21 protein-coding genes are annotated in these 26,457 nt (G+C 71.3%); 11 read left to right on the forward strand and 10 right to left on the reverse strand.

The genetic code is table 11. From position 1 onward, the window contains the following. Nucleotide 1: 1 nt before the first annotated feature. Nucleotides 2-844, reverse strand: a complete 843-nt coding sequence (gene proC / locus HF323_RS07250; protein WP_169581888.1) for a pyrroline-5-carboxylate reductase — start codon at nt 842-844, stop codon at nt 2-4. 67 nt (nt 845-911) lie between these two features. Between proC and HF323_RS07255 the strand changes: the two genes are divergently transcribed. From HF323_RS07255 to HF323_RS07280, 6 genes are all read left to right on the forward strand, one after another. Then, the gene (locus HF323_RS07255) at nt 912-1,322 is read left to right on the forward strand and encodes a metalloregulator ArsR/SmtB family transcription factor (protein ID WP_317451023.1); all 411 of its coding nucleotides are present in this window, start codon (nt 912-914) and stop codon (nt 1,320-1,322) included. Nucleotides 1,323-1,324: 2 nt separating this feature from the next. Continuing rightward, a complete protein-coding gene (locus HF323_RS07260; RefSeq protein WP_169581889.1) occupies nt 1,325-1,993 on the forward strand; it encodes an SRPBCC domain-containing protein in 669 nt (222 codons plus the stop codon). 92 nt (nt 1,994-2,085) lie between these two features. After that, nucleotides 2,086-5,706 carry an HYR domain-containing protein gene (locus tag HF323_RS07265; RefSeq protein ID WP_169581890.1) on the forward strand — a complete coding sequence of 1,207 codons (3,621 nt, stop codon included), beginning with the start codon at nt 2,086-2,088 and terminating at the stop codon, nt 5,704-5,706. Between the two features lie 46 nt (nt 5,707-5,752). Further along, nucleotides 5,753-6,865 carry an alpha/beta hydrolase gene (locus HF323_RS07270; RefSeq protein WP_169581891.1) on the forward strand — a complete coding sequence of 371 codons (1,113 nt, stop codon included), beginning with the start codon at nt 5,753-5,755 and terminating at the stop codon, nt 6,863-6,865. Nucleotides 6,866-6,917: 52 nt separating this feature from the next. After that, the gene (locus tag HF323_RS07275; RefSeq protein WP_169581892.1) at nt 6,918-7,883 is read left to right on the forward strand and encodes a cation diffusion facilitator family transporter; all 966 of its coding nucleotides are present in this window, start codon (nt 6,918-6,920) and stop codon (nt 7,881-7,883) included. A 4-nt stretch (nt 7,884-7,887) separates the two neighbouring features. Continuing rightward, nucleotides 7,888-8,817 (forward strand): LLM class F420-dependent oxidoreductase, encoded by a 930-nt coding sequence (locus HF323_RS07280; RefSeq protein WP_169581893.1) that lies wholly within the window; start codon nt 7,888-7,890, stop codon nt 8,815-8,817. 15 nt (nt 8,818-8,832) lie between these two features. Here HF323_RS07280 and HF323_RS07285 read toward each other — a convergent pair whose 3' ends face one another. Next, nucleotides 8,833-9,567 carry a DUF2306 domain-containing protein gene (locus tag HF323_RS07285; RefSeq protein ID WP_169581894.1) on the reverse strand — a complete coding sequence of 245 codons (735 nt, stop codon included), beginning with the start codon at nt 9,565-9,567 and terminating at the stop codon, nt 8,833-8,835. A gap of 83 nt (nt 9,568-9,650) precedes the next feature. Further along, nucleotides 9,651-10,082 (reverse strand): tRNA adenosine(34) deaminase TadA, encoded by a 432-nt coding sequence (gene tadA / locus HF323_RS07290; RefSeq protein WP_169582151.1) that lies wholly within the window; start codon nt 10,080-10,082, stop codon nt 9,651-9,653. 107 nt (nt 10,083-10,189) lie between these two features. Here tadA and upp point away from each other — a divergent pair, with 107 nt between their 5' ends. Beyond that, complete coding sequence (upp, locus tag HF323_RS07295) at nt 10,190-10,822, forward strand: uracil phosphoribosyltransferase (RefSeq protein ID WP_169581895.1); 633 nt, start codon at nt 10,190-10,192, stop codon at nt 10,820-10,822. A gap of 221 nt (nt 10,823-11,043) precedes the next feature. Here upp and HF323_RS07300 read toward each other — a convergent pair whose 3' ends face one another. Then, nucleotides 11,044-11,364: a DUF3467 domain-containing protein gene (locus tag HF323_RS07300; RefSeq protein WP_169581896.1), complete on the reverse strand. Its 321-nt coding sequence runs from the start codon at nt 11,362-11,364 to the stop codon at nt 11,044-11,046. 41 nt (nt 11,365-11,405) lie between these two features. After that, nucleotides 11,406-14,945 carry a bifunctional RecB family nuclease/DEAD/DEAH box helicase gene (locus HF323_RS07305; RefSeq protein WP_169581897.1) on the reverse strand — a complete coding sequence of 1,180 codons (3,540 nt, stop codon included), beginning with the start codon at nt 14,943-14,945 and terminating at the stop codon, nt 11,406-11,408. An 86-nt stretch (nt 14,946-15,031) separates the two neighbouring features. Here HF323_RS07305 and HF323_RS07310 point away from each other — a divergent pair, with 86 nt between their 5' ends. Continuing rightward, on the forward strand, nt 15,032-17,086 hold the full coding sequence (locus tag HF323_RS07310; protein ID WP_169581898.1) for an NAD(+) synthase: 2,055 nt from the start codon (nt 15,032-15,034) through the stop codon (nt 17,084-17,086). Nucleotides 17,087-17,128: 42 nt separating this feature from the next. Here the strand turns inward: HF323_RS07310 and HF323_RS07315 are convergent, their stop codons facing one another. After that, the gene (locus HF323_RS07315) at nt 17,129-17,707 is read right to left on the reverse strand and encodes a hypothetical protein (protein ID WP_188241662.1); all 579 of its coding nucleotides are present in this window, start codon (nt 17,705-17,707) and stop codon (nt 17,129-17,131) included. A gap of 140 nt (nt 17,708-17,847) precedes the next feature. On the opposite strand from HF323_RS07315, the gene HF323_RS07320 reads away from it, so the two are divergent. Then, nucleotides 17,848-19,329 (forward strand): lipase maturation factor family protein, encoded by a 1,482-nt coding sequence (locus HF323_RS07320; RefSeq protein ID WP_169581900.1) that lies wholly within the window; start codon nt 17,848-17,850, stop codon nt 19,327-19,329. Nucleotides 19,330-19,365: 36 nt separating this feature from the next. Beyond that, a complete protein-coding gene (locus HF323_RS07325) occupies nt 19,366-19,923 on the forward strand; it encodes a nucleoside phosphorylase (protein WP_169581901.1) in 558 nt (185 codons plus the stop codon). A 4-nt stretch (nt 19,924-19,927) separates the two neighbouring features. On the opposite strand, the gene HF323_RS07330 is transcribed toward HF323_RS07325, so the two are convergent. Then, nucleotides 19,928-20,113 carry a hypothetical protein gene (locus HF323_RS07330; protein ID WP_169581902.1) on the reverse strand — a complete coding sequence of 62 codons (186 nt, stop codon included), beginning with the start codon at nt 20,111-20,113 and terminating at the stop codon, nt 19,928-19,930. Nucleotides 20,114-20,193: 80 nt separating this feature from the next. Here HF323_RS07330 and HF323_RS07335 point away from each other — a divergent pair, with 80 nt between their 5' ends. After that, the gene (locus HF323_RS07335; protein WP_169581903.1) at nt 20,194-21,210 is read left to right on the forward strand and encodes a hypothetical protein; all 1,017 of its coding nucleotides are present in this window, start codon (nt 20,194-20,196) and stop codon (nt 21,208-21,210) included. An 86-nt stretch (nt 21,211-21,296) separates the two neighbouring features. Here the strand turns inward: HF323_RS07335 and HF323_RS07340 are convergent, their stop codons facing one another. The 3 genes from HF323_RS07340 to HF323_RS07350 form a co-directional block, all read right to left on the reverse strand. After that, nucleotides 21,297-22,151, reverse strand: coding sequence for an SGNH/GDSL hydrolase family protein (locus HF323_RS07340; protein WP_169581904.1), 855 nt, complete (start codon nt 22,149-22,151; stop codon nt 21,297-21,299). Nucleotides 22,152-22,265: 114 nt separating this feature from the next. Then, nucleotides 22,266-25,304 (reverse strand): SMC family ATPase, encoded by a 3,039-nt coding sequence (locus tag HF323_RS15715; RefSeq protein ID WP_169581905.1) that lies wholly within the window; start codon nt 25,302-25,304, stop codon nt 22,266-22,268. Beyond that, a complete protein-coding gene (locus HF323_RS07350; protein WP_169581906.1) occupies nt 25,301-26,455 on the reverse strand; it encodes an exonuclease SbcCD subunit D in 1,155 nt (384 codons plus the stop codon). Before HF323_RS07350 ends, HF323_RS15715 begins: the two co-directional genes overlap by 4 nt. Nucleotides 26,456-26,457 lie beyond the last annotated feature (2 nt).

Below are 26,457 nucleotides of genomic sequence, written 5' to 3' on the forward strand. Positions count from 1 at the left end.
CTCACGCGCCGGCGGCAAGTTCCTTCGCGCGGGCGAGCGCGGCGGCGGTGGCTGCGGCGAACGTCTCGTCGAGCCGCGCGTCGCGGAGGACGGCGATCGCCCGCTCGGTCGTCCCCTTGGGGCTGGTCACCTTCCGGCGCAGCTCGGCCGGGTCGTCTCCGGATGCCTCGAGCAGCGCCGCAGCACCGATGAACGTCTGCTCGGCCATGACGCGCGCCTCCTTTTCACCGAACCCCTGCCCGATCGCAGCCCTGGTGAACTCCTCCACGACGAGGAAGAAGTACGCCGGGCCCGAGCCCGAGATCGTCGACAGCGGATCGATCTGCGCCTCCGGCACCTCGATCACCGTGCCCACCGTCTCGAACAGGCGGCGAACGACCGCGACGGCCGCGGCATCGGCGCGGGAGCCTGCCGCCAGACCGGTGACGCCCTTGCCCACCAAGGACGGCGTGTTCGGCATCGACCTCAGGACGGCGACATCGCCTCCGAGAATCGACTCGAACGTCGCGATGGTGACGCCGGCGGCAAGGCTCACCACGATGGTGCCCGGCCGCACTACCGGAGCGATCTCGCGCAGCAGGTCGGGGACCATGGCGGGCTTGACCCCGATCAGGACGATGTCGGCGGCTGCCGCGGCATCCGTGTTCCCCGACCTCTGCTCCTCGAGGGCGATGCTCGTGACACCGTCGAGTTCGGCAAGCAACCGCGCCTTGTCGGACGTGCGGTTGGTGACCGTCACCCCTCCGGCGGCGAGCCCCGAGCGGACGAGGCCGTGGAGGATCGCACCGCCCATGGAGCCGGCTCCGAGGATGGCGACGGGAGGAAGCACAGAAGGATCGGTCATGGCGCCATCCTAGATTCGCTCATCTATCGGTCTTGACTTATATAAGTAGCCGTGCAAGCATTGCGCTGTGCACGCGCTCGACATCCTCGGCGATCCGGTGAGGCGACGTATCCTTGAGCTCCTCGCGGACGGCGAGCGCAGCGCCGGCGAGATCGGCGATGTCGTGCAGCGCGAGTTCGGCATCTCGCAGCCGGCGGTGTCCCAGCACCTGCGGGTGCTGCGGGACGCCGGCTTCGCGACGGTGCGCCCCGCAGGCACGCGACGCCTCTACGCCATCGACCCCGAGCCGCTCTCGGCGGCGGCCGCCTGGTTCGACCCGTTCCGACGGTTCTGGCAGCCGCACCTCGACGCGCTCGGCACCGAACTCGCACGCGGACGCCGGCAGCGGCGGCTCGCGGCCGAAACGGAAGCCGAAGCAGGAGCCGGCGAGGACTCCTCTGAGCAGCAGACAGACCCACCGGAGCACCAGGAGGAATGACCATGGTCGACGTACGACGACAGCTGGACGCGGTGAGCCGCGACGTCCAGGCCCGCGAGATCGACGGCGCACCCACGCACGTGCAGACCCTCGCCCAGACGTATCCGTCACCGATCGACGACGTCTGGGACGCCCTGACCAGCCCCGACCGCATCGCGCGATGGTTCCAGCCGATCTCCGGCGACCTGCGCCTGGGTGGGCGGTACCAGATCGAGGGCAACGCGGGGGGCGAGGTCCTCGAGTGCGCAGCTCCCGCGAACGGCACCGCGCACTATCGCGCGACCTGGGAGTACGGCGGCGGAGTGACGTGGCTCAGCGTGCGGCTCGTGGCCGAGGACGACGGCGCGACGCGCTTCGAACTGACCCACATCGCGCGCGTCGGCGACATCCCACCGGGATTCTGGGACCAGTTCGGCCCCGGAGCGACCGGCGTCGGCTGGGACGGCGGCCTTCTGGGTCTGTCTCTCCACCTCGGCGGCGCGGGCGACGGTCCGAGCCCGGCGGAGGCCGAGGCGTGGGCCGCGACCGACGAGGGACGCGCGTTCTACCGCGGCGCCGCCGACGCCTGGGCGCACGCTCACGCCGCATTCGGCGCTGACCCGGAATCCGCGCAGCGCGCCGCAGACAACACCTTCGCGTTCTACACCGGACAGCCGCCGGCGGGCGCGTGACCCATTGACGGCGGATCGCGTCTGCTGGGAGCATGTGTGCCAGCCGGCGCGATCCGTGGGGGACGGGCGCGCCCGAGCCCCGGGGGTCGGCCATGGGTCGCACGCGCGACGAGAGTGCACCGTCGATCGAGCAGCGGCGTGGCGCGCCGCCGCTCGGACGCGGCGGCGGCCGGGGCATCCGTCTCCTGGCCCTCGGAGCCGCCGCCGGGGTCGTCGCGGCGCTCGCGGTCGCCGCGCCGGCGTACGCGGACGTCGAGTTCGTCGACGCCCCGACGCGGCTGTACCTTCTGCCGAACGCCGCCGGCCCGCTTCCCGCACCGATCCCGTTCCCGGTCGTGCCCGACGGCGTGCTGCTGTTCGACGACTCGACCGACCTCATCTCGCAGGACCTGCGCAAGATCGAGGTCGTGTCGGAGGAGACCGATTGCGTCTTCGGCGAAGACTACGACCTCACCGGATGCACCGCGGTTCAGCTCGACGTGACCCACGGTCTCCTCGACTTCACGACGGCCCCGACCCGCATCGAGTACGACGCCGAGAACGACGGCACGAACGACGACGTCGTCTATGAGCTGCCCGGCGGCGCACTCGTGCGCGACATGGACTCCGACGATGATCTCCCCGCCCTCGCGACAGCCGTGATCGGCACGACGGATCAGGTGAACGCTGCGCTCGACCTGCTGCGCTACACACCCGACGCCGACTACTTCTACGACGGCTCGAACCCCGAGACGCTGTCGGTGGATATCGTGCCGGGATCGGGGGCGGGCTCGCTCACGCAATCCGTCGACATCCGCGTGCAGGACCTCAATGACTTCCCGGCGGTCGCGGTGCCGTCGACGGTCTACGCCGTCGCACCCGGGGACGAGGTGGTGCTCGCGCCACCCGCGGCGTGGGAGGTCACCGACGACGACAACGACGAGCCCGACGGCGACGGCACCCTCGACGGCCCCGGCGAGGAGTTCATCGTCGTTGCGTGGGCGTCGTGCGGATACTTCCATTTCCAGGGAGCGAGCGGAATGGCGCTGCGCGACGACCTCGAGGAGGTCATCGCGTACGCCCTCGACCTCGACCCCGCGATGGACCCGGCGTGGCGCCAGACGATCGTCGACGCGTTCCTCGCGGTGATCCCCGATGACGTCGAGGCCCTGCCCTTCGCCACGGGCAACCCGAACGAGTACGCGACCGCGTTCGCCGGCGTGACCGACGATCTCGACTGGCTGAACTACCACCTCGACGAGATCACCTTCGCCGCTGTCACGGATCCGGCGACGATGACGCCGCTCGCCGACACCCTGTGCGATGTGCGGTTCCTCGTGACCGACATCGGCAACAACGGCCTCCCGCTGCAGTACCTCGGCGACCCGCCCGAGGGGATCGAGGTGCCCTTCTTCGGGTTCGACGTCGACACCAACGACGCACCGGCGGTCGAGCTCGTGCAAGTGCAGGTCGGCGACGGCCAGGAACTCGAGGTCTCCCTCGCCGACGAGACCGTTCCCGAGGGGTCGACCGGGGCCGTCACGGCGACCGTCTCACCCGCCGACCACCCCGGCTTCGACCTCACGGTCTCGACCGCCGACGGCCCTGACGCCGTCGCGGGAGCGGACTACACCGCCCTGACCGACGTCGTGGTGACGGTGCCTGCGGGGGCGGGAACGGTCGACATCCCCGTCGATGCGATCCAGGACGCCGAGTACGAACAGCCCGACGAGACCTACCTGCTGACGGCGGCCGCCCCCGTGACGGACCCGCCCGGTTATCAGGTCACGATGACGGATGCCTCGGCCGTCGTCACGATCGACGACGACGACCCGCTCCCCGACACGACGGACCCATCCGTCACGATCGATCAGGCGGTCGCACAGCCCGACCCGGCGACGACCCTCGCGCCGGTGCTCTTCACCGCGGATTTCGACGAACCGGTGACAGGGTTCGACAGCGCCGGAGACGTCGACGTGACCTTCACCGGCACGGGAACACCGGTGGCGACCATCGTCGCCGTCGACAGCGAGGTCTACACGGTGTCGGTGTCGGGGATGACGAGCGGCGGAGTCCTGACCGCGAGCATCCCGTCGGGGGCGGCACAGGATGCCGCAGCCAACCCGAGCGCGGCATCCACCAGCACCGACAACACCGTCACGATCGCGATCGACGACCCCGACGACGTTCCTCCGACGGTCGCCATCGATCAGGCAGTGGGACAGATCGACCCCGCGACCACCCTCGATCCCGTCGTGTTCACCGCGGTGTTCGACGAGAACGTGACAGGCTTCGACGCTCCCGCCGACGTCGACCTCGCGTTCACCGGAAGCGGCACCGTCGCCGCGACCATCGTGCCGGTCGACCCGCAGACGTACAGCGTCTCGGTCACCGGGCACACGAGCGGCGGCATCCTGACCGCCACGATCCCCGCCGGCGTCGCCGTCGACCTCGCGGGCAACGCGAACGAAGCGTCGACGAGCACCGACAACACCGTGACCGTGACCCTCGGAGATCCGATCGCGAACGATCCGCCCGTGCTGACGGTGACCGCCACCGCCTCGACGCCGCCGAACACACCGGTCGCGGTGCCGGCGTCGGGATCCGATCCGGATGTCGGCGCCGGGACGATGGAGATCGAGATCGACGTCTCGGCCATCGGCGGAAGTGTGACGGCCGGCGGCACCTTCACGTGGCCGCACGGCAGCGATGTCACGAGCGACCTGTTCGTGGGCACGCTCGCCGAGGTGAACTCCGCCCTCTCCGCGCTCATCTTCACACCCGGGCCCGGCCAGACCGGCGTCGCCAGGCTGGTGATCGAGCTCGACGACCAGGGCAACACCGGCACGGGCGGAGTGCTGAGCGACACCGCCTTCACGCTCGTCACGATCGCCTCCGACGGCGACCCCGATCCCGAGGTCAACGATCCGCCGGTGCTCACCCTCGCCGCGACGGCGACGACCCCGATGGACACGCCACTGGGGATCCCCGCGTCGGTCGCCGACCCCGACGTGGGCGGCGGGACGATGGACATCGAGATCGACGTCGCCGCGATCGACGGCACCACCGTCACGGCGGACGGCACCTTCACCTGGCCCGCCGGCGTGGGAGTCGCGTCCGACACGTTCACCGGCACTCTCGCCGAAGTCAACACCGCCCTCGCGAGCGTGGTCTTCACCCCTGCCGCAGGCGCCACGGGCACGGCGCGGCTCGTGCTCGAGATCGACGACAACGGCAACTCCGGCACCGGCGGCGAGCGCTCGCACACCCGCTTCATCGACATCGAGATCACCGACGTCGACGAGACCCCGCTGACGATCGATGTCCCCGATGACATCGTCGTCGACGCGCCGCCGGGAGAACCGGGCGCGGTGGTGACCTTCGACGCGCCGACCGCCAGCGGCGGCATCCCGCCGGTGACGGTGGAATGCGACCACGCATCGGGCGACGTGTACCCCATCGGCGTCACCACGGTCACCTGCACCGCGACCGACTCGACGCCCGATGACATCGTGCTCTTCGCGGTGGTGAGCGACTCGTTCACGATCACGGTCAACGCGACGGAGGATCCCGGTACGGGTCCGCTGACTCCCGGCCCGGCCGCCGGTCCTGCGCTTGCGCCGACCGGTGCCGTGCCGGCCATCGCGGTGGCCGTGGCGGCTCTGCTGCTCCTGGCCGGAGCGGCGGTGCTCCGGGTGGCCCGTCGACGACGCGCGGCGGCGCTATCATCGTGAGATCGGGGGCGAGGGCGCCTCCGCGTGGACTGTGGGAGGCCCCGGAATGACCCTCTTCGACGGCATCGCGGCACGCGTCATCGAGACGCCCCGCCTGAACGTCAGCATCCTCGAGCGCACCGCCGACGACCCGGCGACGCCACCCGAGCGCACGGTCGTGCTCATCCACGGCAACGTGTCGTCGTCGCTCTTCTGGCAGGAGCTGATGGAGGACCTCCCCAGCGACCTGCGAGTGATCGCGATCGACCTCCGCGGCTTCGGTGACACCGAGCACGCCCCCGTCGATGCGACGCGCGGCGTGCGCGACTTCAGTGACGACGTTCATGCGCTGCTCACGGCGCTCGACATCCCCACCGCGCACTTCGTGGGCTGGTCGATGGGGGGCGGCGTCATCATGCAGTACGCGCTCGACCACCCCACGCTGAGCCTCACGCTGCAGTCGCCGGTGTCGCCCTACGGTTTCGGGGGCACGCGCCGTGACGGATCGCGGCTCACCGACGACGACGCCGGCTGCGGCGGCGGCGGCGCGAATCCCGACTTCGTGCAGCGGCTGATCGACCACGACGAGACGGACGAGGCGGCGACGTCGCCGCGGAGCGTCTTCCGTTCCGGCTACGTCGCGCCCGATTACCGGAGCGAGCACGAAGACGTGTGGGTGGCGTCGATGCTCACCACCTCGACCGCGACCGGCAACTACCCCGGCGACTCGGTCACCAGTGAGAACTGGCCCGGCTTCGGCGCCGGCGCGATCGGTGTGCTGAACACGATGGCGCCGAAGTACTTCGACGTCTCGGGCATCGTCGACCTGCCCGAGAAGCCCCCGATCCTGTGGGTGCACGGCACCGCCGACGCGATCGTGTCGGATGCGTCGTTCTACGACTTCAACAACCTCGGAAAGCTCGGCATCGTGCCGGGCTGGCCGGGCGACGACGTCGCGCCGCCGCAGGAGATGGTGTCGCAGACGCGGGACGTCCTCGCCCGCTACTCCGCGGCCGGCGGCGAGGTCACCGAGGTCAGCCTCGACGGTGTCGGTCACTCCGCCCACCTCGAGCGGCCGGCGGAGTTCCGTCACGCCCTGCTCACGGTGATCGGATATGTCGGTCCGTCGGCCCACCCTGCTCCGCCGACCGAGGCCATCATCCTGCGATCGTCGGATTGACCTGGCGTCAACTCCCCCACGGACGGAACGCGCGCGTCCGTAGACTCATCGCATGAGTGCTTCCGGCGGCGGCAAGGCGATCATCGCGGCGTTCCTGGCCAACATGGGCATCGCCCTCGCGAAGTTCGTCGCATGGATCATCTCCGGCTCGGCGTCGATGCTCGCCGAGGCGATCCACTCCGTGGCCGACTCCGGCAACCAGCTTCTGCTGCTGCTGGGCGGCCGCCGCGCCAAGAAGCGCGCGGATCGCGAGCACCCGTTCGGCTACGGCCGCGAGCGGTACGTGTACGCGTTCGTCGTGTCGATCATCCTGTTCTCGGTCGGCGGCCTGTTCTCGATCTACGAGGGCATCGAGAAGCTGACGCATCCGCACGAGATCACCAACTACTGGGTGCCGATCATCGTGCTCGTCATCGCGATCGCGCTCGAGTCGTTCTCGCTGCGGACCGCTGTCAGGGAGAGCAACCTCGTGCGGGCTCGCGGCCAATCGTGGGTGTCCTTCGTGCGCCATGCCAAGGCGCCCGAGCTGCCCGTTGTGCTGCTCGAAGACATCGCCGCCCTCCTCGGCCTCGTATTCGCCCTGTTCGGCGTCGGCATGACCTGGCTGACGCACAACCCGCTCTTCGACGCCATCGGCACGCTCATGATCGGCACGCTGCTGATCCTCGTCGCCATCACGCTCGGCATCGAGACCAAGAGCCTCCTCGTCGGCGAGGGCGCGACCGAGTCCGACCACGACCGGATCGTCGACGCGATCACTCACGGGGGCGAGATCGAGAAGCTCATCCACATCAAGACGCTCTACCTCGGCCCCGACGAGCTGCTCGTGGCGGCAAAGCTCGGCTTCGCCTCGGATCGACCGCTCGCCGCCGTCGCCTCCGACATCGACCGGATCGAGACGCGCGTGCGCGAGGCCGTTCCGACGGCACGTGTCATCTACTTCGAACCCGACATCTACCGGCCGGGCGACGACCCGACGCCTCCGACCGAGGACTTCGTCATCCGGTCGGTGGACTGACAGCATGCAGTACTGCGTCTTCACCGAGCCGCAGCAGGGCGCCGGCTACGACGACCAGCTGGCGTTCGCCCAGGCGGCCGAGCGGCTCGGGTTCGACGGCTTCTTCCGATCGGACCACTACCTTCACATGGGCGACGGCGACCCGTATCCCGGCCCGACCGATGCGTGGACGACACTGGCGGGCCTCGCGCGTGAGACCTCGCGCATCCGCCTCGGGACGCTCGTGTCGTCGGTGACGTACCGCCACCCCGGCATCCTCGCGATCCAGGTCGCGCAGGTCGATGCCATGTCGGGGGGACGTGCCGAACTGGGCCTGGGCACGGGGTGGTTCGAGCGCGAGCACCGCGCCTACGGCATCCCGTTCCCCGCGAAGCGCTTCGGGCTCCTCGAGGAGCAGCTCGCGATCGTGACGGGCCTGTGGTCGACGCCCGAAGACGAGCACTTCAGCTTCGCGGGCGCGCACTACACGTTGACGGATGCCCCACCCCTGCCGCGCCCGGTGCAGAAGCGCGTGCCGGTGATCGTCGGCGGCGCGGGGCCGCGACGTACCCCCGAGCTCGCGGCGCGGTTCGCGACCGAGTTCAATATCGGATTCCGTTCCGAGCACGAGATCGCCGAGAAGTTCGCCGGCGTGCGCGCCGCGTGCGAGCGGATCGGCCGTGACCCCGCGACGCTGCGGCTCTCGGTCGCGCTCCCGACGCTTGCCGGGGCATCCGCCGCCGAGCTCGACCGACGCGCGCTCCGCATCGGCCGCACGGTCGACGAGCTGCGGGGAGACGTCAACATCGTCGGAACCCGGGACGAGATCGTGGCGAAGGTCGGGCGGCTCGCCGCGCTCGGCGCCGACCGCGTGTATCTGCAGCTGCTCGACCTGCAGGATGTCGGGCACGTGGAGTACCTCGGGAACGAGGTGCTGCCGCACCTGCCGCGCTGATCCCCGCGCTGCGCGTCAGGCGCGCCCCACGGGCAGCCGGTACGAGGGCAGTCCTCGCCGCCGGATGAGCCACTCGGCGACGACGAGGTTCGGCAGCCAGCAGAGGAACGGCACGGCGGCATACGCGTTCGCGAACGCGGCGTCGAACTCCCACGGGCGCCCCAGCACGAGCGGCGCGAGGAGGAGCAGCGGCAGCCAGAGGCGCAGCGTCACACCGGCGTAGGTCAGGGCGTAGTTGCGGATCATCCACGCCTGGTGGCTCGGCACGTCGCGCCGGCGGATCGCACGGTACGCCCGCCATGCGGTCCCGAGCCACAGCACCGCGAGCGCGCCGAAGCCGAAGAGGCCGACATAGCCGGCGGGACTGGACGGCGCGATGACGAGACCGCCGAAGCCGCCGACAGCGACGCCCAGCAGGTATGCCCGGCCGATCCAGCGATGCACCTGCGGCAGCCGCTCCCGCAGTCCGCGCCAGAACTGGAGCGCACCGCCGACGAGGGCGATCGCGCCGCCGGCGACGTGCGCGTAGAAGGCCGCCTGCACGAACGCTGACGCGTCGGCATACGTCGGGGCGAGGCCGACCTCCGCGCCGGCCAGATCGCGCAGCGTCGCGGTGAAGTACGGGGCGGCCGAGAAGGCGACCACGGCCAGAGCCGTGAGCAGGACGAACGTCCAGCCGATGCGCGCGGCGACGCGACCACGGTGGCGCGTGGCCGGTGCGCTGCGGACAGGTTCGATGAGGCGGGTCACGCGGCTCACGCTAGGCCCGGGGCGCGGGCGGCGGGCAGGGGGCTGACCCCCCGGCATGCGGCCGTCAGCCCCCGGATCGCGCGTCAGCGGCGGGCGTCGAAGAAGTCGCGAAGGAGAGCGGATGCCTCGCCCTCCCGCACACCGGCGACGACCTCTACGCGGTGAGGCAGGCGGCGGTCGCGCACGACGTCGTACACCGACCCCGCGGCACCGGCCTTCTCATCCCACGCGCCGAAGACCAGCCGGGAGATCCGCGACTGCAGCACGGCACCCGCGCACATGATGCACGGCTCCATGGTCACCACGAGCGTGCACCCTTCGAGGTTCCACGATCCGAGGGCGAGGGCGGCCTCGCGCAGCGCCACCACCTCGGCGTGCGCGGTGGGGTCGTGGGTGCGCTCGCGCAGATTGCGTCCCTCGCCGATGACCCTCCCCGAGGCATCCGTCACCAGGGCCCCCACCGGAACGTCGCCCGCCTCCCCCGCCACGCGGGCGAGGACCAGCGCGCGCGCCATCGCGTCGAGGTCGGCGGGGTCGAAGTTCACGACACGAGCGTACGTCGCGGGCGCCCGCGCGCGAACTCCCCCCGGGGCACGCGCCGCACACGCACTAACCTGTCCTTATGCGCCTGCACGTCGCCGACCACCCGCTCATCACCCACAAGCTCACGGTGCTGCGCGACCACCGCACCCCGTCGCCGGTCTTCCGCCAGCTCACCGAGGAACTGGTCACGCTCCTGGCGTACGAGGCCACCCGCCACGTGCAGGTGTCGCCGATCGAGATCCAGACGCCGGTCACCACCACGACCGGGGTGAAGATCAGCGAGCCGCGACCGCTCGTCGTGCCGATCCTGCGCGCAGGACTCGGCATGCTCGAGGGCATGGTCAAGCTCATCCCGACCGCCGAGGTCGGATTCCTCGGCATGGTGCGCAACGAGGAGACCCTCGAGCCGTCGACCTACGCCGAGCGTCTGCCCGACGACCTCAGCGACCGCCAGTGCTTCGTGCTCGATCCGATGCTCGCCACGGGTGGATCCCTCGGGGCGGCCATCGACTTCCTCTTCGCACGAGGAGCCCAGGACGTCACGGCGATCTGCCTCCTCGGGGCCCCCGAAGGCGTTGCCGCGATCGAGAAGCAGGTCGATGGCCGCGATGTCACACTGGTCCTCGGAGCACTCGACGAGCGTCTCAACGAGAAGGGGTACATCGTGCCCGGTCTCGGTGACGCAGGCGACCGCCTGTACGGCACGGTCTGACGAGACCTGGTCCCTCCGACGCCCGCGTCGCGGATCGCCCCGGAGCCACCGCAGCGGGGCGAGCGCCGCCCGGGAGCGCCGGAAGAAGACGGTGCGGCACCCGCCCCTCGCCGAACGAATGCCGCACCCGCGCCTATCCGACGCAGGTTCCACGGTACGGGCTGAAACGAATTGGGCCGACGGGGTTGACAGGCCCGCGAGCGGCGTTTAGTGACCCGGGATCACGTGTCGAGGAGAGGGTCCTGCGGGTTGCGGCGGCCGGTTTCCTGCTCCCAGAACTCCAGCTGCTGGGTAAGCGCTTTCGCTAGTTCGAACACCTGCTCCGGAGGAATCCGGATGCGGCTGACGACGCGCGCCGGCACGATCGTGTGCCGCTCCCCCGTCTCGGGGTCGACCTGCTCTCGAGGCGGCTGCGCGAGCGTGAGGAAATCCATCACGAACACGGTGGGCGTGTGCCACACGTTCGCGAAGTCGGCGTACGCGCCGCCGATGTGCTCGGGGGGCAGGTCGATCTCGAATTGCCGGGGTGCTTCGTCGGCCATCGCCGCCTCCTCTTCGCCGTGAGCGCGAGTCTACGCGGGCGTCATCCGGCCCGGACGAGCCGGGCGAATCCGCTCAGACGGGCGACCCCTTCCGGCGTCCAGGGCAGATCGTCGAGCAGCGCGGGCGAGTACACCAGGTATGCGGTGTGCTTCGCCCGCGAAACGGCCACGTTCAGGCGGTTGCGAAGGAGCAGGAACTCGAGACCGCGCGGGGCGTCTCGCCCCGACGAGGCGGCGAGCGACACGATCGCGACCGCTGCCTCCTGACCCTGGAACTTGTCGACCGTGCCGACCGGCACGTCGGCGAAGCCCGCAGCCGTCAGCGCTTCCTCGACGGCGACCTGCTGCGCGTTGTACGGCGTGACGACGATGATGTCCCGGGCTTCCAGAGGACGCTGCGGGCACACCGTCGCTGTGTCGGTGTCGTCGACGTCGACGTCGGTCCACGCGCGCCCGACGAGGTCGCGGACCAGATCGACGACGGCGGCCGCCTCTTCGGGCGAACGGGTCGCATTGCCGCGGTGGCGGACCGGGACGGGCACGAGACCCGTGGCGACGCCGTCGATGCGCCGCAGCGTCGTCGACGGGTGGGCCTCGAGCCGGCCGCGGTACGACAGGTGCGACACCGGCTCGGCCACGTCGGGATGCATGCGGCGGGTGCGAGCCAGGAAGTAGCCGTACTCCGGCGGGATCACATCGGCGCCGTCCATCACCCAGCCGAGGGCCGACGTGTCGACCGGCTCGGGATGCGTGCCCTGGCTCACCTGCGGGAGCTGCTGAGGATCGCCCAGCAGGAGCAGGCGCGGCGAGGCGACCGAGACCGCCACGGTGGAGGCGAGCGAGAACTGGCCGGCCTCGTCGATCACCAGCAGATCGAGGCTCCCGCGCGGGATGCGCCCCTGGTGGCTGAAGTCCCACGCGGTGCCCCCGACGACGAACCCCGCCTGGGCATGCTCGGCCGTGAACGCCGCGACGCCGTTCTTCGGGATCGCCGTGAACGCCCGGTCGGCCTCGACGTCTTTGGGCGCTTTCGCCACAGCCTGCGGCGGAACGCCCGCGGCGACCACGCGGTTGAGCAGCTGCTCCACGGTCGCGTGCCCCTGGGCGACCACGCCGACCTTGAAGCCGTGCTCCCGCACGAGCCGTGCGATCACGTGCGAGCCGACATAGGTCTTGCCTGTTCCCGGCGGCCCCTGCACGGCCAGGTAGCTGCGATCGAGGTCGAGCACGGCCCGCACGATGGCGTCGACGTCGTCGCCCGTCGACGGAGGGAGCCGACCCGCCCTCGTGCGCGGCGGGCGTCGGCACAGGACGTCGGTCGCCGGGTCGGCCGGCAGCTGGGGTGCGGCGTCGATGACGGCGTCGGCCCACGCGTCGATCGCCGACTGCTGGTTGCCGGCTGACGGCGGCGCGACGGGCGTCAGGGCCAGCGGCAGTCGCGACCAGGTGACGCCGTCGACGGCCGTCTCTTCGACGATGGCACCGTCGTCGAGCACCTCGAGGACGGTGATCGTGCGGTACGAGTGGATCCATCGGACGGATGCCTCGAACGGATACGGCGCGGGCAGCTCGTACAATGCGAACGGGTTCGCTCCGACGCTCAGCCGCGTTCCCGGCGCGAGCTCGCCGCGCAGCTCGATCGTGCGCCGCTCGCCGCCTCGGCCGCTCTCGGCGAAGTGCCAGTCCTCGACGACCCGGCTGCGTGCGGGATCGATCACGACGACGTCGCGTGTGTCTTCCCACAACGAGACCGGCTCGCGCAGCCTCAGGAAGTGCGTGGCCCAGAACGTCTTGGCCTCGCGCGGGTAGTAGTCGATGGCGGCGGCGCCGAGCCGCAGCGACTGGGCGTCGGCCGAGCCGGCGTGGTGCTCCCTGGCGAGCTTCTCGAGCATCACCGCGCGCGGCGACGGTTCGTAGGCCCGCTCGTCGGGCTCGGGGTTCGGCGACGGGCGCATGCCGGTCTCTCGGGCACGATCGACGAGCCAGTCACGCAGGCGCCGAGTCGACACGCAGTCGTATCGGTTGTAGTCGGCGAGATCGTCGAGGATCGCCCGGGCACCGCCTTCGTCGCCGTCTGCCTCGAGCGCGCGCGCCTCGACGTAGCGCACGATCGAGTCGTCGCCCTTCTGCACGTCGCTCGTGCGCACCTCGGCGCCCATGTACAGGGGCTCGAGCTTCTTGATCGAGTACGACCGCGATCCGACGCGCAGCGCGCGCCGCACGATGGGATACAGGTCGACGAAGACGCCGTCGCGGAGGAGCCGGTCGACGTCGGCCTCGCGCACGCCGTGCCGCGCCGCCATCGCGAGCAGGTGCGTCGGCTCATACGGCGCGTAGTGGTAGATGTGCATGCCCGGGAACTGCGCGCGCCGCAGGTTCACGATGTCGAGGAACGTCTCGAGTGCCCGCTTCTCGTCCGCGAAGGAGTGCGCCCAGAGGGCGGTGTACTCCTCGCGCGAGTCGACCCACCCGAAGAGGTAGTCGATGCCCCACTGCGTCGGCTCGCCCTCGCGGCCCGGCGGGTTCGGCTCGGTGTGCAGAGGATCTCCTTCGAAATCGAAGAACAGATCGCCGTGGTCGGGCCGCGGCAGAGCGCCCAGTGCCGTCGGCGCGACGACGCGGTAGGTCGGCACCGGCGGGGCGTCGTGCTTCTCGGGAGGCAGGACCAGGGGCGGAGTGCCCGCCGGGCTCTCGAGCTGGAGCCGCGCCTGCGTCCGCAGCATCCCGAACGTGTCGGGATTCATTCCCGCCGGACCGGCGGGCGCGACGGCGAGCGCGTCGATCGTGAGCACGCCGGCCTCGCGCAGGCGCGCGCGCTGCACGGGCCGCATCCCCGCGACGAGGAGCAGGTCGCGCGATGCCACGACCTCGGCGTCGCACGTGGCGCACCGCCCGCACGCCATGACGTCGAGCTCGCCGCGAGCGTCGCCCCACGCGATGGCCTCGCCGGCGCCGCGCAGCTCGACGTGTCGGTCGGCGATGAGCGCCGCCAGCCGGCGGCGCCGCAGCGCGAAGACGGGGAGCAGGTCGTCGACTTCGTGCTCGCTCACGGTGCCGTCGCCGAGCAGCAGCTCGACGCGACCGGCCCGGGGCACGCTCAGCCGATCCAGCTGATCGACGTACGCGGCGAGCTGCATGAGCGCGGTCACGCGGGCGTGGCGAGCGAGCTTGGTGTCCTGCACGATCCACCGGCGGTCGGCATCGCGCACGAGGAAATCGGCGAAGCCCACGAAGTCGGCGGTCGCGAAGGCGGCCTGGTAGACGACCTCGGCGTCCGACGCCAGCGCGGCGTTCGTGAGCGCGACGGCGTCGGCGAGGGCCGGGGCATCCGACGACCGCGTCTCGGGGATCTCGACGACCCCGCGACCGAACCGCTCGACGTAGGCGGCGAGAACCGTGCGCTCGTGCGCGGTGCCGAGGCGTCCGGCTCGCTCGAGCGTGAGGTCTTCGGGTTCTTCGACCGCCTCGACTCTCCCGAGCTTGGCGTCGATGGCGCGAAGCCACGCGAACTCGCACTCGGCCGCCGCCTTGAGGTCGCTCGCGCTCCAGACGATCCGGCCTTCGTCTTCGATGTATCGCATGCCCGCCTTTCCTCCACGACCCTAGCCGCGGCATCCGACAACCCCTGCCCTCGGCGCCGCGGGACGACGCCTGCCAGGATGGGAGCATGAGCCTCCCCTTCGAGAGCGCGTACCGGCACGGGTTCGCCCGCGTCGCGGCCTGCACGATCCCGATCGCCATCGCCGATCCGGCCGCGAACGCCGACGCGGTGCTCGCGACGGCGCGGGAGTGCGACGCCGACGCCGTCGCGGTCGCTCTCTTCCCCGAGCTGTGCCTCACGGGCTACTCCATCGAGGACCTCGTCATGCAGGACCCGGTGCTGGACGCCGTCGAGGCCGCTGTCGAACGGCTCGTCGAGGCATCCGCCGACCTGTTCCCCGTACTCGTGGTGGGTGCGCCGCTGCGGCATCGGAACCGCCTCTACAACTGCGCTGTGGTCATCCACCGCGGAGAGCTCCTCGGCGTCGCGCCCAAGTCGTACCTGCCGAACTACCGCGAGTTCTACGAGCGCCGATGGTTCGCGCCCGGCGACGACCAGTTCGGCCAGGACATCCGCATCGGCGAGCTCGAGGCGCCGTTCGGCCCCGACCTGCTGTTCGAGGCGCTCGACGTTCCCGGGCTGGTGGTGCACGCCGAGGTGTGCGAGGACGTGTGGGTGCCGATCCCTCCGTCCGCCCCGGCCGCCCTGGCCGGAGCGACCGTCCTTCTCAACCTGAGCGGGAGCCCCATCACGATCGCCCGCGCCGAGGACCGCAAGGACCTGTGCCAGTCGCAGTCGCTGCGCTGCCTCGCCGTCTACGCGTATGCCGCCGCCGGCATGGGCGAGTCCACGAACGATCTGTCGTGGGACGGCCAGACCATGATCTACGAGAGCGGCACCCTGCTCGCCGAGACCGAGCGCTTCCCCGACGGTCCGCGGCGGTCCGTCGCCGACGTCGACCTCGACCGGCTGCGTCAGGACCGGCTGCGTCAGGGCACTTTCGACGACAACCGCCGCACCTACGATCCGCAGTTCCGCACGGTGCACTTCGAGCTCGAGCCGCCTGCCGCCGATGTCGGCCTGCGCCGCACGCTCGATCGCTTCCCGTTCGTGCCCGACGACCCCGCCCGTCTCGCCCAGGACTGCTACGAGGCGTTCAACATCCAGGTCTCGGGCCTCGTGCAGCGCATGGAGGCGATCGGCCGCCCCAAGCCCGTGATCGGGGTGAGCGGCGGACTCGACTCGACGCATGCGCTGCTCGTCGTCGCGCGCGCGATGGACCGGATGGGCCGGCCACGCAGCGACATCCTCGCCTACACGATGCCCGGTTTCGCGACGAGCGAGCACACGAAGTCCAACGCCATCGCCCTCGCCGAGTCGGTCGGAGCCTCGATCGAGACGATCGACATCCGTCCTGCGGCGACCGAGATCCTCGAGGGCATCGGGCACGCCTTCGCCGAGGGCGAGCCGGTGCACGACGTGACGTTCGAGAACGTGCAGGCGGGGATCCGCACCGACTTCCTCTTCCGCCTGGCCAATCAGCACGGCGGCATGGTCATCGGCACGTCCGACCTGTCGGAGCTCGCCCTCGGCTGGGCCACGTACGGCGTCGGCGACCACATGAGTCACTACGCCGTGAACGCCGGCGTGCCCAAGACCCTCATCCAGCACGTCATCCGGTGGGTGATCTCGCATCGCGAGGGCGTCGACGACGCCGAAGCCGCGGTGCTGCAGTCCGTCTTCGACACCGAGATCAGCCCCGAGCTCGTGCCGGCCGGACAGGACGGCAAGATGCAGTCCACCGAGGACCGCATCGGCCCCTATGCGCTGCACGACTTCGCGCTGTACCACGTGCTGCGCTTCGGGTTCCGCCCGTCCAAGATCGCCTTCCTGGCGTCGCAGGCCTGGGCCGACAAGGACGCCGGGGCGTGGCCGCCCGGCTTCCCCGACGAGGACCGCTACTCCTACGACCTGCCCACGGTGGCGAAGTGGCTGCAGGTGTTCCTGCGGCGGTACTTCGCCTTCGCGCAGTTCAAGCGATCGGCCATCCCGAACGGTCCCAAGGTCTCACCGGCGGGTTCCCTCTCGCCGCGCGGCGACTGGCGCGCTCCGTCGGACGGCAACGCCAACGCGTGGATCGCCGAGCTGAAGGCTGCCCTCCCCGAGCTCGTCGAGGAGTGACGACGGATGCCTCGGCCGAGGCATCCGCTCGAATCCGGCCGCTCAGGCCGGCGCCGCGCCGTAGGCGAGCGTGATCACCCAGCTGTCGCGTGAAAGGTCGGCGAGCTGGTAGTACACGCGGCGGTCGGGGATCCATCCCTTGGTGAGCGGGCTGTCGAGGCGCACGTGATCGGCGGCGACGCGGGCGCCTCGGCCGTCGGCGTCGCGCACCGCCTGCACGCGCGTCCAGTGGGCGAGGAGCTTCGGGAGGTCGTTCTCGTCGGGCAGGTGCGAGTGCCGTTGCATCTGGCGCAGGGTCGCGTCGTCGGGGTGCGAGTCCCGCAGGTCGAGGCCGAGCGGCACCGCCGGGTCGGCGACGGCGACGACCGTCGCGGCGCGGAAGTTCGCGTTGCGGATCCGCAGTGGCACCTCCTGGCCGTCGACCTCGGCGATGAGCTGCGTGTGGAAGCCGAACTGGCCCGGCGCCTCCCGTTCGACGCGCACCGACTTCTCATCGACGCCGAGCTGGGCGGCGACGAGCTCGCGCGCGAGGACCCGCTTGCGGTCGTGCTCGGCGAGCTGCGGATCCCATCCGAGCCGCGCCGTGATCCCCGAGGGGGTGTCGAGCAGTACCGATTGCATGGTCCACCTCTTCCCGCGGCGTCTCCGCTTCTTCATCCTGCCGCGGCAGCTGCGGATGAGGAAGCCGCCGCGCGCTACCCGTTTCCCGAGGGTCGGGCAACGGCATCCTCAGGACGCCCGGTCGGTGCCAGGATGGGGCCGTGGACGGCTTCGCGGCAGTCGACTTCGAGTTCGCGCGGCAGGTGCTGCAGCGGGGCATCGCCGCGCTGTTCCTCGTCGCATTCGTCTCCACGCTGAATCAGTTCCGTCCCCTCCTCGGCGAGCACGGCCTCCTCCCGGCGCCCGAGCTGCTGTCGTGGGCGAGGCGCTCGCAGCGCGGACAGCGGATGCTGCGACCGACCCTCTTCCACTTCGTCACCTACACGGACCGCCGCCTCGTGGCGCTGTGCTGGGCGGGCATCGCGGTCTCGGCCGCGCTCGTGTGCGGCATCCCTCAGCTGCTCACCCCGTGGACGCCGATGGTGTGCTTTCTCCTCCTGTGGCTGGGGTACATGTCGATCGTCAGCATCGGTCAGACGTTCTACGGCTTCGGGTGGGAGATGCTGCTGCTCGAGGCGGGGTTCCTGGCCGCGTTCCTCGGGTCGGATGCAGAGCCTCCGGCGACCGTGGTCATCGTGCTGTTGTGGTGGCTGGTGTTCCGGCTGGAGTTCGGCGCGGGCATGATCAAGATCCGCGGCGGCCGCGAGTGGCGCGACCTCACCGCCCTCACGTACCACCACGAGACCCAGCCCATGCCGGGGCCGCTGAGCCGGCAGGCGCACCTGCTGCCGCGGTGGTTCCACAAGCTCGAGGTGGTCGGGAACCACGTCGCGCAGCTCGTCGTGCCGTGGTTCCTGTTCGCGCCGCTCCTCGGGCTCGTGGTGCCCGGGCCGGGACCTGCGATCGCGGGCGCCGTCGCCGCCGCGATCATCATCGCGACCCAGCTCTGGCTCATCGTGACGGGCAACTTCGCGTGGCTGAACTGGGCGACGGTGGTGCTGGCGTTCTCGGCGATCGGACTGCCCGGGATCGGAGCACCGTCGCAGGACGCGACGAGCGAGCCGCCGTGGATCGTCGACGCGATCCCGCTGCCGTGGCTGCTGGTGACCTGCGCGGTCGGCGTGCTCTACCTGGTGCTCAGCGGGCCGGCGCTGAAGAATCTCTTCGCGCACCGCCAGCTCATGAACGCGAGCTTCAACCGCTGGCAGCTCGCGAACGCCTACGGCGCGTTCGGCACGGTGACGAAGCAGCGCATCGAGATCGTGGTGGAGGGGACGGCGGAGGAGGATCCGGATGCCGCGACCTGGCGCGCGTACGAGTTCAAGGGCAAGCCGACCGACGTGCGCCGCATCCCCCGCCTGTTCGCGCCCTACCACCTCCGGCTCGACTGGCTCATGTGGTTCCTTCCGCTCGGTCGATCGCTGGACGACTGGTTCACGGTGTTCCTGGTGCGGCTGCTGCAGGCGGATGCCCCGACCCTGCGCCTCCTCGCACGCGACCCGTTCGGCGGCGAGCGTCCGCGCTGGGTGCGCGCCGTGGCCTACCGGTACCGGTTCTCGACACGCGCGGAGTTCCGCCGGTCCCGCGAGCGGTGGGTGCGGGAGTGGCGCGGCGAGGTGCTCGGACCCCTTGCGCTGCGGTGACGCATTCTCTCAGCCGGAGACGGGGAGAATGGACCGGTGAAGCTCCTCGTCGCTGCCCTCGATGCCGAACTCGTCGCCTTCCCTGCCGAACTCCCCGGATTCGACCGGCTCGTCACCGGCCCCGGCAAGCTGCAGGCGACCTACGCCCTCACGCGGGCGCTCGACGCCGCCGAGTACGACGAGATCGTCGTCGTCGGCACGGCCGGCGCGATCGATCCCCTCCTCGACGCCGACCTCTACGAGATCGAGGCGGCGATCCAGCACGATGTCACCGACATCGACGGCATCGTCGGTCAGCACGTCTCGCTGCCTCCGCGCGTCGAGGTCGGCCGCGAGGGCGTCACGATCGCGACGGGCGACCACTTCGTCGACGACGCCGAAGCCGTATCGGTGATCCGCCCGCTCGGCGCCGGACTCGTCGACATGGAGACGTACGCCTACATCTGGGTCGCCCACCGCTTCGGTGTGCCGATCCGGGTCCTGAAAGCCGTCTCCGACCGTGCGCAGGACGACGCGATCACGGACTGGCGCGCCACGGTCACCGCCTGCAGCCACCGGCTGCGGGACCGGATCCTGGCCGACTACGGGGTGTAGACCGTCACGGCGAGCGGCGGGAGCGCGAGAAGACGCTGCGGAGCACCGCGAACACGATGAGCGCCACCACCGCGACGACGACGAGCTTCACGATGAACCACAGCACCGAGAAGAGCACGTCCACGAGGATCCACGCGATGACGATCGCGGCGATCACGCCGATGACGGTCCAGACAGTGCCCTTGTTCACGACCCCAGCATAGATAGGGTGGGGATGCCGCGGGGGCGCGTCCTGGTTCCCGCGCGTCCATTTCCACAGCAAGGAACCCCATGACTTCACCCACGGAGCCCACCGAACCCAAGCCGGAAGGCGCTCCCGCGGCGGACTCTGCCGCCGAGGCATCCGCTCCGAACGTGCCCGCTGACGCGCAGCCGACCGAGGCCTACGCGCCCGTCGATGCGCAGGCGACCGAGGCCTACGCGCCCGTCGAGCAGCCCACGGCCGTCTACCCCCCTGCGGACGCGCAGCCGACCGAGGCCTACGGGATGGCCGGGCAGCCCGTGCAGGGTCAGCCCGCCGGCCAGCCGGTCGGCGCGCCGGCGCCCTACGGCGCGCCCGCCTATGGCGCACCTGCCTACGCGGCGCCCGTCGCCGACGCTCCGGCTGGCTCGGGCGCCGACCGACCCCGCGGTCTCGCGTGGGCCTCGCTCGGCCTCGCGATCGGCGGCGTCGTGCTCGTCAGCGCGGCGTTCCTCCCGCTCGCGTGGGGCTCGCTCGCTCTCGCGCTCGTCGGCGGCCTGCTGCTGCTCGTCGCGCTCGTGCTCGGCATCGTCACGCTCGTGAGCAAGAAGCAGGGCGGCAAGGGACTGGGCATCGGCGCGATCGCCGTGTCGGTGCTCGGCGGCTTCCTGTGGGTGGCGGCGCTGACCGTCGCCTTCGTGTGGATCGGCCTGTCGATGGCCGGCTCCTCCAGCACCGGCACCGACCCCGAGGTGAGCGTGTCCGAGGAGGCGGCTCCCGACGAGGAGGAGACGACCGACGAGGGCTCCGAGGAGACGCCGACCGGAACGTACGACGAGGCGGCGTACCTCGCGGTCGTCAAGCCCGGCGTGCTCGCGCTCATGCAGGAGATCGAGCCCAGCGTCACCGAGGAGCTCGTCAGCGAGTTCTACACCGACGACATGCTCATCGCCTCGGGTGAGGGACTGCTGCTGGCCGGCGAGGCGGCCGAGGAGGCATTCGTCTCGTCGACCGTCGAGAGCAGCCAGGGCACGTTCACCGAAGATCAGGCGCAGCGCTTCTACGACCTGCTCGTGGGCGCTGCCGAGCAGTACCTCGTCGAGTAGTCCTCGACACCGTCGACGAAGGCGGGCGGCTCACCCGAGCCGCCCCCCCCTTCGTCATGTCGTCGGCGCGCGTTCCGCCGTGCGGCCTATGAGGCCCACGGGGTCCGCGGCCACGTGACGTTCGCCAGCGTGGCCTGACCCGACAGCGACGGGTGGAAGTAGTCCCGCGTCGAGATGTCGGACTTCACGAAGAGGTAGTTCGCGACCGCTCCACCGTCCCATCGGCACGTCGCGTAGGCCGCGCAGACCTCGGCGAGCACCGCGTTGTACTCGTTGACGCGCTGCTGCACGGCCGCACGCCGCTGCACGTCCGCAGCCTTCGTGCTCGTCGGGTTCGCCAGCATCGACTGACAGATCCCGAGCAGGCTCCAGGTGAACCGGGCACTGAAGCTCGACTTGTTGAGGTCGTACATGCGCTGCAGGTTCGGGATGCTCGCGACGAAGATCTGCGGCGGAGCAGCCGTCGCCGTCAGCGTCGAGAACGCCGCTTGCACATTCGTTCGGAAGGTTGTCGTCGGCGTCATCGCCGACACGGTCCGCGTGCAGGCGTCGTTGGCGCCGATCTCGATCGTGACGTACTGCGGCGCCCGGGCCATGGCGTTGCTCGCCTGCGTGCTGAGCGCGGCCGAGGCGGCACCCGCGACGGCGAAGTTGTATCCCGCCAGCGAGTCGGGAGCCGCGGTCGCCCGCAGTCGCAAGAGATGGGAGTTGACCGACGTCGTCGTACCCGTCGCCCAGCTGTTCGTCGGGCAGCTCGTGAGCGCACTGCAGGTCATGGAAGCCTGCGTGATCGAGTCGCCCAGCGCCGCCATCACCGTGACGTTGTCGGGTGGGAGCGGGGCGGCGTGAGCGGCCGGTGCCGCCAGCACCGCACCTGAGGCGATGAGGGCCGAGGCCGCGAGGGTGGCGAGCGCGCGACGCGCCCGGACAGAGATGCGCATGTGAAGACTCCGTAACGACGTCGTGGATGGAGTGGGCGCGGCGCGCAGCCGCGGCCGGACGCACCGGCGGTCGGGCACGATCGGTTCCCCCCAGAACGGATCTTGGCCGAGACCCTACTCCTGCCCCTCGGCAGCGGCAATGGGCGGCGACGCGATCGCGAAGGCCGCCTGCCGGATCGTGCTCGGCCCCTGCGCGTTCGCCTCGACGAGAAGCTGCGCGGGCAGCTGCTCCTTCATCGCGGCGACGTGGCTGATGACGCCCACCGCGCGTCCGCCCTGCCGCAGCTCGTCGAGAGTGCGCATCGCCAGCTCGAGCGTCTCGTCATCGAGCGAGCCGAAGCCTTCGTCGATGAAGAGCGTGTCCAGGCGCACGCCGCCCGCTCGGGCGGTGACGACTTCGGCGAGCCCGAGAGCAAGGGCGAGCGAGGCGAGGAACGTCTCGCCGCCCGACAGCGACTGCGCCGGTCGGGGCATCCCGGTGTGCGCGTCCATGATCTCGAGGCCGAGGCCAGAGGCCGCGCCACGAGCGGCGAGAGCATCGCTGTGCTGCAGGCGGTAGCGACCCGACGACATGTCCGACAGCCGCAGGTTGGCCGCCTCGACGATCTCCTCGAGTTCCGCGGCGAGCACGAACGACTCGAGAGTCATCCGATGCGTGTTGGGCGCCCGCCCGGCCACGGTGTTCGCCAGCCGGAAGATGACGGCATGATCAGCGGCGAGCTCGGCGATGCCGTCGTGCGCCCTCTGCGCGCGCTCGACGAGGTCCGCCAGTCGCTGCGACGTCTGGCTCGCCTGCGCGGCACGGTCGACCGCGGCGCTCCACCGCTCGCGTGCATCGGCGAGCGCCGCCGCCGTCGCGTCGAGGTCGACCAGCTCCTCGGGTTCGCCCGCGAGATCCAGCTCGAGGTCCCGCAGCCGGTCTCGCTCTGCGCGCAGTGACACCTCGTGCTCCCGGATGCGCGCCTCGAGCTGCGTGCGCTCCTCGTTCGTTCGAAGCGCCGCGAGCGCCTCCGCCACGCCAGCCAGATCGGATGCCTCGACCCGCGCGTCGCGGTCTCGCTCAGCGCGCGCGGCGGCCGCCTCGGCGGCCTCCGCGGCCGAGAGGGCGTCGCTGAGCGCGACGGCGAGGCGGCGCACGTCGCTTCCCCGCGCAATCCGCACGGCGACCGACGCGAAGTCCCCGCGCGCCGCGTCGACGACCTTCCTCGCCGCGGCCGTCTGCGCGGCGAGACCGGCCAGCGTCTCGCGCTGGGCCGCGAGGTCGGTCGCGAGCGCGTCGCGTTCGCGGCGGGCGTCCTCCTCGGCGGCTGCGAGGTTCTCGCGCTCGCCCGCCAGCGCATCACGCCGGTGGCCGGCCTCGGTCGCGGAAGCGACGGCGGACTCCAGGTCGGCGAGCACCGCCGCGAGGTGCCCGGCCGTGTCTCCTCCTGCTTTTGCCGCCGCTGCCGTGAGAGCCTCGCGCGCGGCGCGCGCGACCCGGGCTGCGTCGGCCTCCCGCGCCGCCAGCTCGTCCCGCGCCGATTCGGCTGCCGCGATCTGCTCGTCGCCGACGTGATCGTCGGTCGCCGGCGCCGGCGCCGGGTGCTCGGTCGCCCCGCACACCGCGCAGGCCTCGCCGTCGACGAGCGCAGCCGCCAGCTCACCGGCATGTCCGGCGAGCCGTCGGCGAAGGAGAGTGGTCACGGCCGCGCGCGCCTCGTCGAGACGTGCGCTCGCCTGCAGATAGTCCGCCTCGGCCGCGCGGGTCGCGGGCTCGAGACGTTCGGCCTCCGTCGCCGCCTCGAGGCGGGTCCGGAGGGCGTCGCGCCGCTGCGTCGCCGATGCCAGCTCACCGGCGATGTGCTGCGCGGCGGCGATCGCCTCGTCGAGCTCGGCCGCACGAGCCGGGAATGTCGAGAGCACCGTGTCGAGGGCGACCAGCAGCTCTTCGAACTCGGCGACCTTGGCCCGCGTCGCGGCGAGCTCGTGTTCGTCGCGCTCGAGCTCTCGCTCGGCCGACTCGGCGGTCTCCCACACCGCCAGCTCGCCGGTGAGCTGATCGACGATCGCGACGAGGTCGGAGGCCGAGGCATCCGCCCACTCGTCGCCGGGGCCGAGGGCCGCGCGCCACTGCGCGCGGCGGGCCTCGACGTCTGAGCGGGCGCGCTCTGCGGCGCGGCGCGCGTCGGCGGCCGTCTCGATGGGACCGCGCAGGGCCTCCGCCGCAACGGCCTGTTCGAGTTCCCCGCGCTCGACCGAGATCCGGGGCCCCGCAGCCTCGAGTGCCGCGAGCGCGGTCCGCGAGCGCGCGCGCTGCTCCTGCTTCTCGCGCAGCGCCTTCGTCTGCGCGTGGACCTTCTCGGCGGACCGGTGGGCGGCATCGGCATCGACGCGATCCCGCACGAGGGTCTCTGCGCGGTACGCCGCACGCTGCATCCCGAGGCGGGCCTCGTCGAGGCGCGCGGGCAGATCCCTCGCCCGAGGTTCCGTCCCGCCCAGCTCGTCGGACGCCAGGAGCCGGTCGACCTCGCCGAGCAGCAGCTCCACCCCGTCGCCGGCGGTTGCGAGGGCGTGCTCGGCATCCTTCCGGCGCTGCTCGAGTGCCGCCTGGTATCCCTCGTAGGTGCGGGTGCCGAACAGGCGCCGGAGCAGCCGCTGACGTTCGTCGTTCTTCGCCAGCAGGAACTCGGCGAAGCGGTTCTGCGCGAGGAGGATCACCTGCAGGAACTGCTGCTGGCTGAGGCCCAGCACCTCGTCGAGCTCGCGTGCCACATCCACCGGACGGGCAGCCCGCCCTATCCACTCACCGTCGACGAGCTCGTCGAGCTGCGCGCGGTGCGGCTCCGTCGTCATGCCGGTGCCGCGCTGCTTCGGCCGCTCGTACTCGGGCGACCTCGTCACTCGCCACCGCCTGCCCGCGGCGCTGAATTCCACCGAGACCCGCGTGGGATCGTCGGGTGCGCAATGGTCGCTGCGCAGACGGCGGTCGGATCCGTCGTAGCGCGGCACACCGCCGTAGAGGGCGAACGTCACTCCGTCGAGCACGCTCGACTTGCCGGCGCCGGTGCGCCCGGCGATGAGGAAGATGCCGTCTCCGGCGAACGCGTCGAAGTCGACGACCTGCGGCTCTCGGAACGGCCCGAACCCGGCGAGCTCGAGGCGGTGGAGCCTCACGCCGAGACCTCCGCGAGCGTGTGTTCGCCGATGACGTCGCGGATCACCTCGGCTTCGCGCGCCGAGGCCCCCTCCCCCTCGCGCACGTGCGCGAGGAAGGCATCGACGAGCTCGGCATCCGACCGCGCGCGGCGCACGCGCGTCGAATAGGTGAGCCCGTCGTCGCCGCGCGCGCCCTCCGGCGTGTGAACGACCGTCGCGCAGAACGGGTAGCGCGCGTGGAGCCGCCGCATCGGGTCGGACTGCGGGGTCGCGTCGGTGTACTGCGCGCACACCCAGGCGCCCTCGGCGCCGGCGAACTCCGCCGAGGAGAGCAGGTCGTCCAGCGATCCGCGGATCGTCACGAGGCGCCGCGGGATCGGCAGGTCGAGCCACTCGACCGATGCCAGCCCGTCGGCGTCGAGATCGACCAGCCAGGATCCGCGGGGCTTGTCGGCCTCGCCGAAGCTGTAGTGCAGCGGAGCCCCCGCGTACCGCACGCGCTCGGACAGCTGCTGCCGCCCGTGGATGTGACCGAGGGCGACGTAGTCGGGCCCGTCGAAGGCCGCGATCGGCACCACGTCGAGGCTGCCCTGGCGGATCTCGCGCTCGACGCCCGGCGTGGCGTCCACACCCGCGGCGAAGCAGTGCGCGATCGCCACCGAGCGCCCCCCTCGCTCCGCGGCATCGGCGCGCACGAGCGCCATCGCGTGCTCGATCGTCGCGCGCTGGGAGCGGAGATCGGCCTCGGGCCACAGGTGGCGGACCAGGGCAGGCTCGAGGAACGGGATGCCGTAGAGGTGGACCGGTCCGTGCTCATCGGTCACCGTGACCGGCGCGCCGACCGACAGCGGGTCGGTCACTACGTGGATGCCGTCGCGCAGAAGCGCCGCCTGGAAGCCGAGGCGCGCCGCCGAGTCGTGGTTGCCGCTCGTGACGATCACGGTCGCCCCGGTGTCGGAGAGCCCGCGCAGCGCATCGGTGAGCACGCCGTAGCAGGCGGCGGCAGGAGCGGCCGAGTCGAAGACGTCGCCGGCGACGATCACGACGTCGACGGCGTTCTCGCGCACCTGGCCGATCAGCGCGTCGAGCACGCCGCGCAGCGCATCGAGCGTGGCGTGGCCGTGGAACGACCGCCCGATGTGCCAGTCCGAGGTATGCAGGATGCGCATGC

Origin of the sequence: Microbacterium sp. MF43 (assembly GCF_012847295.1) — a bacterium.
GTDB lineage: Bacteria > Actinomycetota > Actinomycetes > Actinomycetales > Microbacteriaceae > Microbacterium.